Annotated in this window: 13 protein-coding genes; 3 read left to right on the top strand and 10 right to left on the bottom strand. The window is 52.7% G+C overall.

Annotation, left to right across the window (positions count from 1 at the left end):
• Position 1: 1 nt before the first annotated feature.
• Positions 2-2,521, top strand: coding sequence for a hypothetical protein (locus tag DHN43_RS14730; protein WP_208995425.1), 2,520 nt, complete (start codon positions 2-4; stop codon positions 2,519-2,521).
• Between the two features lie 130 nt (positions 2,522-2,651).
• Here DHN43_RS14730 and DHN43_RS14725 read toward each other — a convergent pair whose 3' ends face one another.
• The 9 genes from DHN43_RS14725 to tkt all read right to left on the bottom strand — a co-directional run bounded on the left by DHN43_RS14725 (position 2,652) and on the right by tkt (position 11,657).
• Entirely contained in the window at positions 2,652-3,446 is a 795-nt protein-coding gene (locus DHN43_RS14725) for an inositol monophosphatase family protein (protein ID WP_057461997.1), read from the bottom strand.
• 68 nt (positions 3,447-3,514) lie between these two features.
• The gene (efp, locus tag DHN43_RS14720; RefSeq protein ID WP_057462058.1) at positions 3,515-4,081 is read right to left on the bottom strand and encodes an elongation factor P; all 567 of its coding nucleotides are present in this window, start codon (positions 4,079-4,081) and stop codon (positions 3,515-3,517) included.
• Between the two features lie 285 nt (positions 4,082-4,366).
• A complete protein-coding gene (locus DHN43_RS27300; protein ID WP_208980557.1) occupies positions 4,367-4,579 on the bottom strand; it encodes a hypothetical protein in 213 nt (70 codons plus the stop codon).
• A 179-nt stretch (positions 4,580-4,758) separates the two neighbouring features.
• Complete coding sequence (locus tag DHN43_RS14710; RefSeq protein WP_208995424.1) at positions 4,759-5,841, bottom strand: tetratricopeptide repeat protein; 1,083 nt, start codon at positions 5,839-5,841, stop codon at positions 4,759-4,761.
• Positions 5,842-5,845: 4 nt separating this feature from the next.
• Positions 5,846-6,487 carry a thiamine phosphate synthase gene (locus DHN43_RS14705; protein ID WP_063291524.1) on the bottom strand — a complete coding sequence of 214 codons (642 nt, stop codon included), beginning with the start codon at positions 6,485-6,487 and terminating at the stop codon, positions 5,846-5,848.
• Positions 6,488-6,700: 213 nt separating this feature from the next.
• Positions 6,701-7,891, bottom strand: coding sequence for a phosphoglycerate kinase (locus DHN43_RS14700; RefSeq protein ID WP_108819092.1), 1,191 nt, complete (start codon positions 7,889-7,891; stop codon positions 6,701-6,703).
• Positions 7,892-8,032: 141 nt separating this feature from the next.
• On the bottom strand, positions 8,033-8,443 hold the full coding sequence (locus DHN43_RS14695) for a hypothetical protein (RefSeq protein ID WP_063298477.1): 411 nt from the start codon (positions 8,441-8,443) through the stop codon (positions 8,033-8,035).
• Positions 8,444-8,524: 81 nt separating this feature from the next.
• Positions 8,525-9,532 carry a type I glyceraldehyde-3-phosphate dehydrogenase gene (gene gap, locus DHN43_RS14690; protein ID WP_057461993.1) on the bottom strand — a complete coding sequence of 336 codons (1,008 nt, stop codon included), beginning with the start codon at positions 9,530-9,532 and terminating at the stop codon, positions 8,525-8,527.
• 124 nt (positions 9,533-9,656) lie between these two features.
• Complete coding sequence (tkt, locus tag DHN43_RS14685) at positions 9,657-11,657, bottom strand: transketolase (protein ID WP_063308177.1); 2,001 nt, start codon at positions 11,655-11,657, stop codon at positions 9,657-9,659.
• Positions 11,658-12,213: 556 nt separating this feature from the next.
• On the opposite strand from tkt, the gene DHN43_RS14680 reads away from it, so the two are divergent.
• Both DHN43_RS14680 and DHN43_RS14675 read left to right on the top strand, forming a co-directional pair.
• Positions 12,214-12,510, top strand: coding sequence for a DUF4164 domain-containing protein (locus tag DHN43_RS14680; protein ID WP_057461991.1), 297 nt, complete (start codon positions 12,214-12,216; stop codon positions 12,508-12,510).
• Positions 12,511-12,515: 5 nt separating this feature from the next.
• Entirely contained in the window at positions 12,516-12,953 is a 438-nt protein-coding gene (locus DHN43_RS14675; protein ID WP_063290226.1) for a cell division protein ZapA, read from the top strand.
• Here the strand turns inward: DHN43_RS14675 and nagE are convergent.
• Entirely contained in the window at positions 12,950-14,368 is a 1,419-nt protein-coding gene (nagE, locus tag DHN43_RS14670) for an N-acetylglucosamine-specific PTS transporter subunit IIBC (protein WP_108819091.1), read from the bottom strand. The two genes, DHN43_RS14675 and nagE, sit on opposite strands and share 4 nt — an antisense overlap.
• Positions 14,369-14,581: the final 213 nt, after the last annotated feature.

Here is a 14,581-nt window from a genome sequence, read left to right as displayed (position 1 = left end):
GATGAGGAATACCGGAATATCAACGCAGGTCAGCACGGCCAGTTCAAATGTTAGTCAGGCTTCCGAGCAAACAGGGGTTAGGCCGGAAAGGGCGCGGTCCAATACTCAGTCTGCTCGGATGCCTTACCGGCTTTGTGCAGTGCCTGTTGCTGGTGGGCATGAGCGGCGGGCGCCTCAACAGCAAGGCCGGGTTTCTCTGGCAAGTTTTCAGCCCCGGCGTGTTCCTGCTTCTGGCGTGTCCGGGCAAAATGCACGGTCAGAAGCAGGACAAGGTATCTCCTCCATGGAGCGAGCACTGCTGGATGCACGTCTTAAGCTTCAGCCTGTTCAACGCGACTATCTGGGCCAGACGGCCCGGTTTGGTGACAAGGTTGCGAGTGTCGGTGCTGAGAACCGGATGCTGCAGGAGCTGCAGGCCTTTGCGAAAGACCCGAGCTTGCTGACGAAAGAGCGGGCTGCAGAGCTGCATAAGCAGTTGGGGGCTATGTCGTTCTCTGACCCTGAACAGGCTGAGACCAAACAAACTCTGGTCGATCACTTCAAAAGGGTTGCACGAGGCGCGACGCCGAACCGGCAGACTGTGCGGGTTCTGCGTCCAGTTGTTGAAGATTTGCAGCGCCATATTGAGGACAGACAACCCGCGCTTGATCGGGCGTTGGGTGGTGGCAGGGCGCAGTCGCAGCTGCGTGCCAGCCAGAGCGAATGGAATGAAGTCCGGACCAAGCAGCTTTCTGAGATTGCGGGTGGGCAGGACAAGGACGCCGGGTACCATCCCTCCCGTGTGACTGCACGAGGAGCCGCTGTTGAGGGCGTACAGACAGAGGGGCTTGTGAGGAATGTTCTGGGCAAGTTTCCTCACAATGTCACGCCACTGATCAACGGTGCTGTGAATGGCCGTGCGGAGATTTTTCGTGGTGAAATCCCGATTACGGACGGCGTTGCCTATGGCCGCTTTGGGTTTACCAGCTTTTATTACGCTTTGGGGGCGATCCAGAGCCTGATCTCTGCCCGCTCTGCTTACACCAGCATGAAAGCCGCAGATGCAGCGCTGGATACCTTTCACTCTGAAGGGGCCCAGTTTATTGGGGCGCAAAAGGACATTGCTGAAGTGGCTGCGTTGTCCCGCATGGTCAAGGATGTGCAAAAAGGTGGCGGTTCCCCTTTGACGCTGCTGGATACTATGGCTCAGGCGGTGAAGGCAGGTAAGATTTCCCAGGGCGGACTTGGTGTCGCCTTGCGTGGGGTGTTTCCTGATTTATCACCGCGCGCGAGTGCTGCTTTGGACGCCTACGTTAAAACTGAGATGGGATCCGCTGGAGAGACTGAGTGCCTGACCACTTTGCGCAATGAAGTGGCGCTGCATTATGGCGAGAGTTCCACCACTGACAGTGCGCATTTGAAGGGTGGTCTGGATCATCTTGAGGGCGCACTTAAGCAGAGAGTGCGAGAGGCTGATCGGGCTCATAAAACACTGACCGGGCTTGTTGCCAATTACGGTAAAAATGCTGAACTGGCGAAGGCCATGCGAGATGACTACCACAAACAGATGCATGTGAGTATTTTCTCTGCAGAAGTGTGGGGGCTTGCTATGGTTGCTGACGGCATGGCGATCGCGGAAAGAGCTTTGACCTCAAATGTTGAAGGGGTTTCTCTGGTTACGACTGGGTTGGGTTATGCTGCCGGCACTGTTGGAGCAGGCGTTGGTGTACTTGCGGTTGGCCTGTCGGCTTATGATGCCAGTGTCACGGCCATTCGAGCTTTTAAGCATCATCAGACCGGGAAGAAAGCGCAGGCTCTGCATCGCTTGTTCTCTGAGCGGCAGGAGGTGCCGGTTTCCGGTCTGGACGGTTCGCGGAAGGTTTCTCAGCCGCGGGACGCGGAGCTGGCGATGATTACAAAGACCATCGCGAACAATCAGTCCAAGGCGCGAAACACCAAGATTGGTAAGGCTGTTTTGTCTGCAGTTGACGGGCTTGGGTTTGCTGCGCTGACTGTAGGTGGCGTTGCGGGTGTTGTTGCAACTGCCACTGGCGGCGTTGCTGCTGCTGGCGTTGCTGCTGCGGCTGGACCGGTTGGGGCTGCAATTGGTGGGGCGTTTGTTTTGGGCTCAGTGGCCTTTGTAGCCACACGGTTGATCAGGTGGGGTGTGCATCACTATCAAAGCAAGCAGCTTCAGAAGGTGATTGCGGGTGATCAGCAAGCCATGCAGAAATATGCAAGGAAGCACAATATTACGACTGGGCAGGGGGGCTCTGCGCGGCGAAGCACCGTTGTTGCGGAGATCAAGAGACATGCGATTGATACACTGACCAAGCACAGCACGAAGTTTGCTTTGCATCGGTTCCATCAGCGGCTCATGCAGGAGATTTCGCATGTGGACAGAGCACATTGGGATCAATCACCTGCGATTGCAGTGATGAAGTGCTTCTTCGATGAGCCTGCACAAATTCAAGCTATCGCAAGCCTGAGCGAAGATGCCGCTGTGAAGGTGCTTGCGAAGAAGTTTCAGGTGCGGATGTAGGTGAGTTGTTGTCGTTTGATTGAAGCCAATCAAACGGAACGCGCTCCAGAAAACAACAAAAAAGGCAGCTTGCCGGAGTGATCCGAAGCAAGCTGCCTTTTGGAATTCTTAGGTTTGGGCGCTGTAAGCCTTATGCTTTAGCTTTTGCCAGCAGTTCACGCATCTGGAGGTGTGTGAATTCGTTGCCTGCGATGATGGAGCGGGTTTCGAACATGTCGTCTTTGCCGTTGGCATCGGACACGAAGCCACCAGCTTCACGCACAAGCAGAACACCTGCTGCCATGTCCCAAGGATGCAGGCCGTTTTCCCAGAATGCATCGAGGCGACCGGAGGCAACCCAAGCCAGATCCAGTGCAGCTGCACCAGCGCGGCGGATGCCTGCAACTTCACCCATCACGTGGCGGATTTCCTTCAGGGCGCGGCCATGGTCGCCAACGCCGATGAATGGAATGCCGGTGCCGATCAGGCAGTCAGTCATGTCTTTACGTGCTGCAACGCGGAGGCGGCGGTCATTACAGAATGCGCCAGCGCCTTTTTCTGCGGTATAGAGCTCATCCATGATCGGGTTGTAGATCACGGCTGCTACGATCTGACCTGCGCGTTCCAGAGCGATGGAAACACCAAAGATCGGAATGCCATGGAGGAAGTTTGTTGTGCCGTCGAGCGGGTCAACGATCCAGCGGTGCTGACCGTCTGTGCCTTCGATCTCGCCGGATTCTTCCATCAGCAGGCCGTAGGTCGGGCGTGCTTTTTGAAGGTCTTCACGAACGATTTTTTCTGCTTTGTGATCTGCCTGGGAGACAAAGTCACCTGGGCCCTTGCGGGATACTTGCAGGTTTTCAATTTCGCCGAAGTCCCGTGCCAGAGAGCGACCAGCTTTTGTCGCAGCCTGAACCATTACGTTTAGAAGGGCCGTACGTGCCATTTTTTATTCACCGTTCCTGAATGGGTAATGAGGCAACCGTATGCTGCCTCATCTTTATTGCTTTAAGATTATTTCTCTGCGCGACGAACGTATTCAACGGAGTCGGTGTCTACAATGATCTTCTCACCAGAGGTGATGAATGGAGGCACCATACAACGTACGCCGTTTTCCAGAACTGCTGGTTTGTAAGAGGAAGACTGGGTCTGGCCTTTTACAACTGCGTCAGCTTCGACGATTTCCAGAGTGACGTGGGTTGGGAGAGAAATGCCGATTGGCTTTTCTTCGTGCAGTTCAACAGTAACGGTCATGCCGTCCTGCAGGAATGCTGCGCGCTCACCAACGAATTCCTTCTGGAGTTCGAGCTGCTCATATGTTTCGTTATCCATGAATACCAGCATGTCGCCTTCTTCATAGAGGAACTGGAAGTCTTTCTGCTCAAGGCGAACACGCTCAACGGACTCAGTTGCGCGGAAGCGTTCGTTCAATTTACGACCGTCGAGCAGGTTTTTCATTTCGACCTGAGCGAATGCGCCGCCTTTGCCTGGCTTGACGTGCTGAACTTTAACCGCAGCCCAAAGTGTGTCCTGGTGCATAAGCACGTGGCCCGGCTTAATTTCGTTGCCATTGAGTTTCATAGAACTACCAATCAGTTTGATAAGTTCAGAGTATGTCGCGTTCACTTGTATTGACGCGCCACATTCTTAACTTTTGTTTTCATGCGTATCCTGATCTGAGGTCCGGTTGGTCCTTGTCAGGGATATGCTTTAGCAAAGGCTGGCACGGATTGGCGCTGGGCCTAGGATCGCAGCCTGTCTGGAGGTCTGTGCAACATAATTTCGCGCGATTTTCAAGGAAAAAGAGCGGATGCTCACCGTGAACCTACATTCCGGTGCATATCCACAAGGTTCGTGCGGACAACCTTAAGGCTTTTTATCGCTTCTGCGTTTGGTAATCTGTTCAACAAAGACGACGCTGAGAACGAAAGTCGCCACCTTGCCCAGCCCAGCTATTGCGGTGGTAGCGCCAATATCAAGTAAGCCAGTTCTGACCATTTCTCCAAATGTCAGAAATGAAATTACACCAATTCCTAAGGCTAGCGCCAAGCGACTGATGAATATACTTATTTGCTTCATGGGTTTTCTTTTGCGATTAAAGTACCGGAGTATTTTAATTGCCTGACGTTGCGCGAAGCTGGGTGTTGGTAAGTTGACGGTGGTGTGTGTTGGAGTCTACCTGTCCTTCTATACTTCGACTGGAGATAATTTTACATAAAAACTCATCGGTTTTTCATCAAGAGGATTGCGGTTAAGCGTTAGCGAGCTGGCTGGAGAACTGGAGAGGCGCCGATTTTTATTCCAATTTCTGCCGCGCGTTTGCTGGCTTGCTCTTGCTGTTCCAGAGAAAGCGAATTGGAAATCGCTTCCAACTCACTGTCCAGAATACCCTGACGGCCTGCGTGGAACTGCCAGGCAGAGGCTTCAATCAGATCAACCGGTCGCCCACGGCCATTGGCGTAGATGCGGGCGAGGCGGTTCATGGCGATTGGATTGCCTTTGGTTGCTGCACGCTCAAACCAGTCTGCCGCTTCAGTCTCATTCGGGACAAGACCTTCGCCTTTGAACAGCAGGGTTGCGTAGTAAATCTGCGCAGGGACCAGTCCGCGGCGGGCAGCACGGCCCATCCAGAAGGCCGCGCGCAGTGGATCGCGGATTTCCTCCGGGCCATCCTTCAAGTAGATGCCAAGTTCCAGCATAGCGTCGGCATCACCGGTTTCTGATGCGCGTTCCAGCAGGTCTTTGATTTGCTTGGGATCATTCGGGCGGACTTTGCCTTCCTGATGCAGGAGGGCGAGATTGTAGAGTGCTTCGGGGATGTTGACAGCAGCAGCTTTTTCCAGTTGCTGGGCTGCTTTGTCCTTGTCAGCTGTTGTGCCAGCACCTGCCAGATAGAGCAGGCCGAGGCGCAATGCTGCCTGCGGGTCGCCATCATTGGAGGCGAGTTCGTACCAGCTTGCGGCCAATGGCAGATCCTGAGGGACACCTCTGCCGGATTCGTAAAGCACGCCGAGCAGTGTCTTGGAGCTGGTGATGCCAGCTTCTGCCTGACGGGTTGCCAGTGCCAGAGCTGTCAGATACCACCCGCGCTGGAATGCGCCATAGGCCGGATCGCCTTTTATAGTCTCCGGCGTTGGAGCAACCTGCGGAATGAATGGTGCTTTTGAAAGAGGAGAGGGCAGCAGGATTGATCCGTTTGGATTATACGGATCAACAGTTCTTGCGCCTTGAGGTGTGGTTCCACCGCTCGGAGTTGTTTGTGCAACAGCCATGCCCTGTAAGCCGAGCAGACCGGTCACAGCTGCGACAGTTACGAGTTTGATAGAACCAGACAACTTCAAGATATCAGTCCTCAGCTTCCGCCAGTGTGTGTGTTGAGAGGATTGCATTGGCCTGCTCAACAGCTGCTTTTGGCCCTTCAGGGTGATTCCAGACAGCTTCACGTACTGCTACGAATTCAGCGCCAGTTTGGGCTGCGGTGTCAACTGAGGAAACTGAGGTGCCCGCCAGGATGACACATGGCGTTTCGAACACTTCAGACCACCAGTGCCCGTAGTCCAGTGATTTGCGATGTGGCTCTTCTTCCTGATTGAGTGAAAGCAGGCCGAAGAACATGTAATCGACGCCCATAGAAGCAACAGTCATTGCTTCGTGGCGTGTTTTGATGCCAGCGTGGCCGATGATGCGGTCTTCCGAGAAGGACTGCATGGCTTCTTCCAGATCCTTGTCAGAACCGGAAACGTGCAGGCCATCTGCGCCGGAGCGCCCCATGATTTGGGTGTTGTTTTCAATCAGAACAGCAACTTCTTTGGCCTGTGCCAGTGGCACCAGACGCTTTGCAGCCGCCTGCAGGTCGCTTTCGTTTGCGTCCGGCATGGAGATCAGCAGGCTCGCAATGTCGCCACCTTCCAAAGCTTGATTGAGTTGTCCTTCGAATTCGTCGAGGTCAAAGGTTGGCGGTGTGACAAGATACAGACGCGGATGCACTGAGGTTGCTCCTGATAAAATTCCAGTAAAAAGAGATCATGGCGGTAGTGTAACCTACGTCAAGCCTCTGGCCCATTCATTGGGATAAGTTCTAAACAGCGTCTTGATCTCTTTTTCAAGAGGCTGTGTCAAATTCTAGGCAAAAGCGAGAATAAAACGAAAAGAGGGACCAAAAAGGCCCCTCAATCCATAATAATGTAAGAACTAACTGTCTTATGCTTCCAAAGCAACAACGCCAGGTAGTGCTTTGCCTTCCAGCCACTCAAGGAATGCGCCGCCAGCAGTGGAGATGTAAGAGAAGTCTTCACTTGCTTTTGCGTGGTTGAGGGCTGCAACGGTGTCACCGCCACCAGCAACAGTTTTCAGCTTGCCTTCTTTGGTGCGTGCTGCTGCATGCTGTGCTGCTGCAACAGTTGCCTTGTCGAATGGTGCGATTTCGAATGCGCCGAGAGGACCGTTCCAAACGAGGGTCTTTGCGGTGTCGATTTTCGCTTTCACAACTTCGATAGAAGCTGCGCCAACGTCGAGCATCATTGCGTCTGCAGGGATTGCATCGAGAGCAACAGTTTCGTTCTTGGTGTTGGCTGCAAATTCCCATGCTACAACAGCATCTGTTGGCAGAACGATTTCGCAATTTGCTTTTTCAGCTGCCGCCATGATGCGGATTGCTGTGTCAGCCAGATCGTGCTCGCACAGGGATTTGCCAACGTTCACGCCTTTAGCCGCAAGGAAGGTGTTCGCCATGCCGCCGCCGATAACCAGGATGTCTACTTTAGACACGAGGTTTTCGAGCAGGTCGATCTTGGAGGAAACCTTTGCGCCGCCAACAACTGCCAGAACCGGACGCTCAGGCGTGGAAAGTGCGGAACCGAGTGCTTCCAGCTCTGCCTGCATGGTACGGCCTGCGAATGCAGGAAGCAGCTTTGCAATGCCTTCGGTGGAACCGTGCGCGCGGTGTGCTGCAGAGAATGCGTCGTTTACATACAGATCGCCGTTTGCAGCCAGGGCTTTTGCGAATTCTGGATCGTTCTTTTCTTCACCAGCATAGAAGCGGGTGTTTTCCAGAAGCAGAACGTCGCCGTCAGCCATTGCATCGACGGCAGCTTTGGCTACGTCACCGGTGCAATCTTTAGCGAAAGCAACTGGTTTGCCAAGCAGGTCTGCAACAGGGCCAGCAACAGGTGCGAGGCTCATCTCTGCAACGACCTGGCCTTTTGGACGGCCAAAGTGTGCGAGAAGGATGACTTTGCCGCCAGCCTCGGAGATTTCGCGGATGGTTGGCAGGACACGCTCAATACGGGTGGCGTCGGTAACGATGCCATCCTTCATCGGGACGTTGAGGTCTACGCGGACCAGAACACGTTTGCCGGAAAGTTCGGCATCGCTAAGAGTTTTGAAAGACATGTTTGTGTTCTCTCTTGATCTGAAATCAGATCAGTTATCAAAAACACTGCCAGAGGCTGTAACTTGGACTATGGAACCCACAAAATCGGGTTGAGCAAGCGTGAAAAATGGCAAGAAGATATAGCAATAGTTGTTTGGCGACTAACCACACAGATTGCTGACACGCTTCCCTATTTTCCCAATATATTTCCCGAGTGGTCCTTTAACTTCTGGACCCCATCCCTGAACAAGGCGCGTACTGGCAAAGACTCTGATTGTCAGCGCTTCTTTATCTGGCTGGTCTCGATAGTCAAAAGTAATTTCTAAATTCCCGTATTCGCTGACTTTTGTCTTCTTTTTATTGACAACATACTCTGGGAATTTTCCACTCGGCCCGGTCCAACAAGTCTCAGCAGCTTCTCGATAAGCCTTGAAAATAATTGGAGCTCCTTCAGGTTTATAGTCTACGTCTTCGAAGACAAGAAGCTTGGGGTTTCCTTTAGTGCCATAAGGTGCAGAAGCACATCCAACCAGAAAGCCTAAAAGAACTATCCAAAGACCTATAAACCGCATTTTGAAGCATCCGCATCTTGAGCAATGAACAGAGGCAGCTTTGCAAAGCTGCCTCTATCACTCAATACTGAGATTTTAGGATTAGATGAGCTTTGCCATCGCAACAGCGGTGTCCGCCATGCGGTTGGAGAAGCCCCACTCGTTGTCGTACCAGGTGAGGATACGAACCATTGTGCCTTCCATGACCTTAGTCTGGTCCATGTGGAAGATGGAAGAGTGTGGGTCGTGGTTGAAGTCGCAAGAAACGTTTGGCACTTCGGTGTAACCAAGAACGCCCTTCAGTTCGCCTTCAGCCGCTGCTTTGATTGCTGCGTTGATTTCTTCTACGGAAGTTTCTTTCTTCGCGATGAAGGTCAGGTCAACAACAGAAACGTTTGGAGTAGGTACGCGGATTGCAACGCCGTCCAGTTTACCAGCCAGCTCAGGCAGAACCAGGCCAACAGCCTTAGCAGCACCTGTGGAGGTTGGGATCATGGAAAGAGCTGCTGCGCGGCCGCGGTACAGGTCCTTGTGCATTGTGTCGAGAGTAGGCTGATCACCGGTGTAAGAGTGAACGGTGGTCATGAAGCCTTTTTCGATGCCAACCAGTTTGTCCAGAACATAAGCTACCGGAGACAGACAGTTGGTGGTGCAAGATGCGTTGGAAACAACCAGATCTTCAGAAGTCAGGGTGTCGTGGTTTACGCCGTAAACGATTGTTTTGTCAGCGCCTGCTGCAGGAGCAGAAACCAGAACGCGCTTTGCGCCAGCTTCCAGATGCAGGGAAGCTTTTTCTTTTGCGGTGAAGATGCCGGTGCACTCCAACGCAACGTCGATACCCATTTCACCCCAAGGCAATTCTTTAGGATCACGGATAGCGGTTACTTTGATTGGACCACGACCACAATCGATTGTGTCGCCGTCTACGGTCACTTTTGCAGGGAACTTGCCGTGTACGGAGTCAAACTGCAGCAGGTGTGCGTTCGTTTCAACCGGGCCGAGGTCGTTAATTGCTACAACTTCAATGTCGGTACGACCGGATTCAATGATTGCACGGAGAACATTACGACCAATGCGACCAAAGCCATTGATGGCTACCTTGACTGCCATTTAAGAACCTCTTTCGGTACGGCGCCTTAAAAAACGCCCTCGTTTTATATATTCGCCAGCTCTTGCCGGCCGTCTTCTGAGAGGCCTCTGGCTGAGAGGAGCCAGAAGCTTCATTTAGTCAGCTTTAGGCGTTATCGCTATCGCCAAGGCGCTTTTCTGCCTCTTGGACCACTGCATCAGCAGTAATCCCGAAATGCTCATAGAGCTCCTGGTAAGGGGCGGAGGCACCAAATCCTGACATGCCTACGAAACCACCATCAGAACCGACAAAGCGATCCCAACCCATACGAACGCCCGCTTCCACAGCGATCTTCACCGGACTACCACCAATGATGGCATTCTTATATGCGTCAGATTGTTGCTCGAAGAGTTCGAAGCTCGGGACGGAGACCACACGGGTCGCAATACCCTTGCCGTCGAGCTCTTTTTTCGCGTCGACTGCGATCTCAACTTCGGAGCCGGTTGCGAACAAAGTGACGGTCGCTTCTTCTTCACAGTCAGCGATGATGTATGCGCCTTTGGCACACAGGTTTTCGCTTTCGTAGTGAGGACGAAGAGACGGCAGGTTCTGACGGGTCAGAGCCAAAACGCTTGGATTATCAGTGGCTTTCATTGCCAACTGCCAGCATTCCAGGGTCTCAGTGATGTCCGCTGGGCGGAAGAACTGCAGGTCTGGGATACAACGTAGAGCCGCGAAGTGCTCCACAGGCTGGTGTGTTGGACCATCTTCACCCAAACCGATGGAGTCGTGGGTCATTACGTGAATGACGCGCTGCTTCATCAGGGCTGCCAGACGCAGAGACGGACGGCAGTAATCGGAGAAGATCAGGAAGCCACCAGAGTAGGGGATAACTCCGCCGTGCAGGGCCATACCGTTCATTGCTGCAGCCATGCCGTGCTCACGGATGCCCCAGTGAATGAAGCGGCCGGAGAAATCGTCCGGAGTAACTGGTGGTGTATGTTCGGTGTTGGTGTTGTTGGAACCAGTCAGGTCAGCAGAGCCACCGATGGTTTCAGGCACAGCACCTGTGATCACTTTCAGAACAGCCTGAGACGCCTTACGGGTCGCAATTTTTGGCTGGGTGTCTGCAAGCTCTTTCTTGTAGGCGTCGATTGCTGCGTCGAAGCCGGATGGCAGGTCGCCACGGCAACGGCGTTCAAACTCGCCACGCTGCTCAGGGTTTGCTTCGTTGAAGCGCTGTTCCCACTCTTTACGAGCGTTTGCGGAACGCAGACCTGAGATGCGCCATGCATCGAGAACGTCGCTTGGGACTTCAAACGGCTCAGCAGACCAGCCAAGAGCTTCGCGGGTTGCTGCAATTTCTTCAGCGCCCAGAGGAGCACCGTGCACTTTGTTGGTGCCGGACTTGTTTGGAGACCCGAAGCCGATTGTGGTTTTCGCCGCAATCATTGTTGGCTTGTCACTCTTGCGAGCTTCGGTCAGCGCTGCTTCGATTTCTTCCGGATCATGACCATCGATTGAGATGGTGTTCCAGCCAGATGCTTTGAAGCGTGCAATCTGATCGGTGCTGTCTGACAGATCTACGGAACCATCAATGGTGATGCCGTTGTCGTCCCAGATGAGGATCAGTTTGTTCAGCTTGAGGTGACCTGCCAGAGAAATAGATTCCTGAGAGATACCTTCCATCAAGCAACCGTCACCTGCGAGAACGTAGGTGTAGTGGTTTACGAGATCTTTGCCGAAACGCTCTTCCTGCAGACGCTCAGCGATTGCCATGCCGACTGCGTTGCCAAGACCTTGACCGAGAGGACCAGTGGTGGTCTCGATGCCTGCGCCATGACCGTATTCCGGGTGGCCGCATGTCCGTGCGCCAAGCTGGCGGAACTGCTGAAGCTGTTCAATGGAGAAGTCTTCGTATCCCAGCAGATAGAGTGTGGAATACAGCAGCATGGATCCGTGCCCTGCGGAGAGCACAAAGCGATCGCGGTCTGCCCATTTCGGGGAGTTCGGATCAAACTTCAGAAACTTGGAAAACAGGACCGTTGCGATGTCAGCTGCACCCATTGGAAGTCCTGGGTGGCCAGATTTTGCTTTTTCAACGGCATCCATTGAAAGAAAGCGTATCGCATTCGCCATGCGAGAGTGCTTTTCGAGATCGGTCATCTTATTCCCGCTGTCGACCCGGCAGGGCAGCCGGTTCTTTACTAATAGCTAGTGTAAATTCGATGACAGTTGCCATAGTCTTTGCCCCAGACTAATGCGAATTGGCAGTTGTCCACGAACGAATAACGGAAGGAGACATAGCAGGTCAGAAAGTTGAGTCAATGAAACTGAGCTCTTCTGGTGCCGTTTATTGCGTAAGTTGAGCGCTTTTGAAATTTGAATAGCATTTGTCAACATAAGTTATGTTGCCAAGGTCTCTTTAATGAGTGAATTTGCTTAGCGTAAAATGCGTGTTCATTAGATTTTTATGGTGGCGAAGCTTGTATTTTGTTCACGAATGTTGCGTCGGGTAATTTTCCGAGTCGAAGACCTTTGTAAGTTCTGTAATCACTGATAAATGAGATGGTTCTCGCACATTCCTAAGATATGATGTGAATAAAGCTCGACGATTCCCTCCAGCTAATGGATAATTGTCTTCCGCTTCCCTAGACGGGATTAGGTCGGGTTGCCATCTCCCAATGGTAACTGATGTTTTGGTGAGTACGGATACAGGTAGATGTCAGAGGTGAAGATGGATAGTGGGCAAGATCTGGATCATGCGCTGGATCGTATTACTGCCTCCATCACGAAGCTTGAGGGGGCGATTCATCGCAGGACGTCCCGTGACAAGACCCTTGATGCGTTAGAAAACGACTTGCAGAGAATTGGTGAGGATCGAACACAGCTGGCATCAAAGCTTGATCAGGCCGAGGCGCGTGGTTCGCGACTTGAAGATGTCAACAAAGATGTTTCCCGCCGCCTTGTTGCTGCCATGGAATCCATTCGTACTGTTCTCGACGGACAGGAGAGCTAAGATCAATGGCGCAGATTACAGTTACAATCAATGATCGCAGCTTTCGCATGGCGTGTGATGATGGTGAGGAAGAACGGCTTCTCGGTCTTGCTCAGCGTTTTGACGACAGCATCAGTAGCCTGAGAGAGAACTTTGGTGAGATTGGCGATCAGCGCTTAACCGTGATGGCAGGCATCATGGTGACGGATCACCTTGCCGAAGTTGAGCGGAAATTGCGTGCCGCCGAAGGGCGTATCGAAGAACTCGGGAAAGCTGAGGCTTCTGTTGAAGAGCGTCTGGCTGCGCAAGAGCAGCGTTATCTGAGCCGCATTGAAGAGCTCGAAAAAGAGCATCGTGAGAAAGAAGCCAGAATTGTTGCGCGCCTGCTGGAAAGCGCAGACAAGATTGAGCAGCTGAGCACTGATATGGACAGCGAGCTGCGCGAAGACGAAAGCGCGGCTTAAGACTTTTTTGTTTCTTCCTTTATCTCGCCTGCCAGTTGGTCCGCTATTGGGCCAACAACCACCTGGACTGAGCCAGCAGCAGGTTTGATGACACCGTGAACGCCGAGTTGCTTCAAAACCGCTTCATTGATGGCATCACTATCTACCACTTTCAGGCGCAACCGGGTTGCGCAGGCATCTATTTCAAAAAGGTTGGCTGAGCCACCCAAGGCTTCCAGATAAGCATGCGCTTTGCTGTTTGTTGCGGTTGGGTTGTCCGCTGTTTTAGTCGCTTTTTTAGTTTCACGACCCATGGTCTTCAGATCAAAAAGCTTAATGGTTGCCACGAATAGAAAATAGTAGATGGCGAAGAATGCAGCTCCAACCGGGATTAGCAGGAGCGGTTTTGTGGAGATGCCGTAGTTGATCAGGTAGTCGAACAAACCTGCTGAGAAACCAAAGCCCAGCTTCACACCCAGCACGTTCATCACAACCATCGAGACGCCTGTGAGGATTGCGTGGATCACGTAGAGTGCAGGGGCCAGGAACATAAAGGCAAACTCGATCGGCTCAGTTATGCCGGTCAAAAATGACGTGAGCGCCATGGAGAGCAGTATGCCTCCTACGACTTTGCGATTTTCTGGCTTTGAGCAATGGTACATGGCAAGGCATGCGGCGGGCAGTCCAAACATCATGACTGGGAAAAAGCCGGCCATGTAGGCTCCGGCAGTTGGATCTCCTGCGAAAAAGCGGTTCAGATCGCCGGTGACAACATCTCCTGAGGCGGTGATATAATCTCCCAGAATGAACCAGGCGATGTTGTTCAGGATGTGATGAAGGCCTGTGACGATCAGCAGCCGGTTCAAAGCGCCATAGAGGAACAAGCCCACATCACCCATATGCGTGATTGTGTTTGTGAGGGAGATTAAAGCCCTGTCGAACCAGAGCCAGCCATACCCAAAGAGGGCGGCAACGAGCAACGCGGCGACGCCGGTCACAATGGGAACAAAGCGGCGGCCTCCAAAAAAGGCGAGGTAGTCGGGAAGTTTGATATCCCGGAACTTGTTGTAGAGCACGCCTGCCGTAATACCCATGATGATCCCGACCGGGACTGCAATACGACCTTCCATCTTGAGAGCTTGTTCTGGATCGAGCCCTGCCAGTTCAACAGCGCCTTGTTGTGCAACGAGGAAGCCGACCAAACCTGCCAGAGCTGCTGCGCCGTGGTTCTCTTTGGCAAAGCCGACTGCGATACCTACGGCAAACAGCATGCCCAGATTGGCGAAAATTGCACTCCCTGCAGAGGCAACGAAGGGAAGATTAAGAAGGTCGGCTTGTCCAATGCGCAGGAGGATCGCTGCGACCGGCAGCACTGCAATTGGCAGCATCAAGGATTGCCCGAGCTTCTGAACGCCTGCAAATGCATTGTTTGACATTCAACTTTCCTTCCTCTCGATAAGTCCCAAGGGCCTTTAAGTCCGTCTTCTTCAAGCGCCCATATTTACGCGGAAACTATGAAGAAGCTGCCGAACATGACCTGCGTTATGAAAGGTTCTCGGTGATCGAGTTAGTAATCTTAAAAAAGCACTCGCATACGGGCTGGTGATACTTGTTTATGACAGTGGGTTACGCTTGATTTAATGGGAAGG

The organism is Pseudovibrio sp. Alg231-02 (genome assembly GCF_900143565.1).
Taxonomy (GTDB): domain Bacteria; phylum Pseudomonadota; class Alphaproteobacteria; order Rhizobiales; family Stappiaceae; genus Pseudovibrio.
The sequence above is the reverse complement of the archived record's forward strand: the minus strand, read 5'-3'. Positions and strand labels throughout refer to the sequence as shown.

What these genes read in the sequence shown, in the direction of transcription:
- DHN43_RS14700 (WP_108819092.1), bottom strand. Translation starts at nt 7,891, where the DNA reads ATGTCTTTCAAAACTCTTAGCGATGCCGAACTTTCCGGCAAACGTGTT.
- efp (WP_057462058.1), bottom strand. Translation starts at nt 4,081, where the DNA reads ATGAAACTCAATGGCAACGAAATTAAGCCGGGCCACGTGCTTATGCAC.
- nagE (WP_108819091.1), bottom strand. Translation starts at nt 14,368, where the DNA reads ATGTCAAACAATGCATTTGCAGGCGTTCAGAAGCTCGGGCAATCCTTG.
- gap (WP_057461993.1), bottom strand. Translation starts at nt 9,532, where the DNA reads ATGGCAGTCAAGGTAGCCATCAATGGCTTTGGTCGCATTGGTCGTAAT.
- DHN43_RS14725 (WP_057461997.1), bottom strand. Translation starts at nt 3,446, where the DNA reads ATGGCACGTACGGCCCTTCTAAACGTAATGGTTCAGGCTGCGACAAAA.
- DHN43_RS14730 (WP_208995425.1), top strand. Translation starts at nt 2, where the DNA reads ATGAGGAATACCGGAATATCAACGCAGGTCAGCACGGCCAGTTCAAAT.
- DHN43_RS27300 (WP_208980557.1), bottom strand. Translation starts at nt 4,579, where the DNA reads ATGAAGCAAATAAGTATATTCATCAGTCGCTTGGCGCTAGCCTTAGGA.
- DHN43_RS14695 (WP_063298477.1), bottom strand. Translation starts at nt 8,443, where the DNA reads ATGCGGTTTATAGGTCTTTGGATAGTTCTTTTAGGCTTTCTGGTTGGA.
- DHN43_RS14675 (WP_063290226.1), top strand. Translation starts at nt 12,516, where the DNA reads ATGGCGCAGATTACAGTTACAATCAATGATCGCAGCTTTCGCATGGCG.
- DHN43_RS14680 (WP_057461991.1), top strand. Translation starts at nt 12,214, where the DNA reads ATGTCAGAGGTGAAGATGGATAGTGGGCAAGATCTGGATCATGCGCTG.
- tkt (WP_063308177.1), bottom strand. Translation starts at nt 11,657, where the DNA reads ATGACCGATCTCGAAAAGCACTCTCGCATGGCGAATGCGATACGCTTT.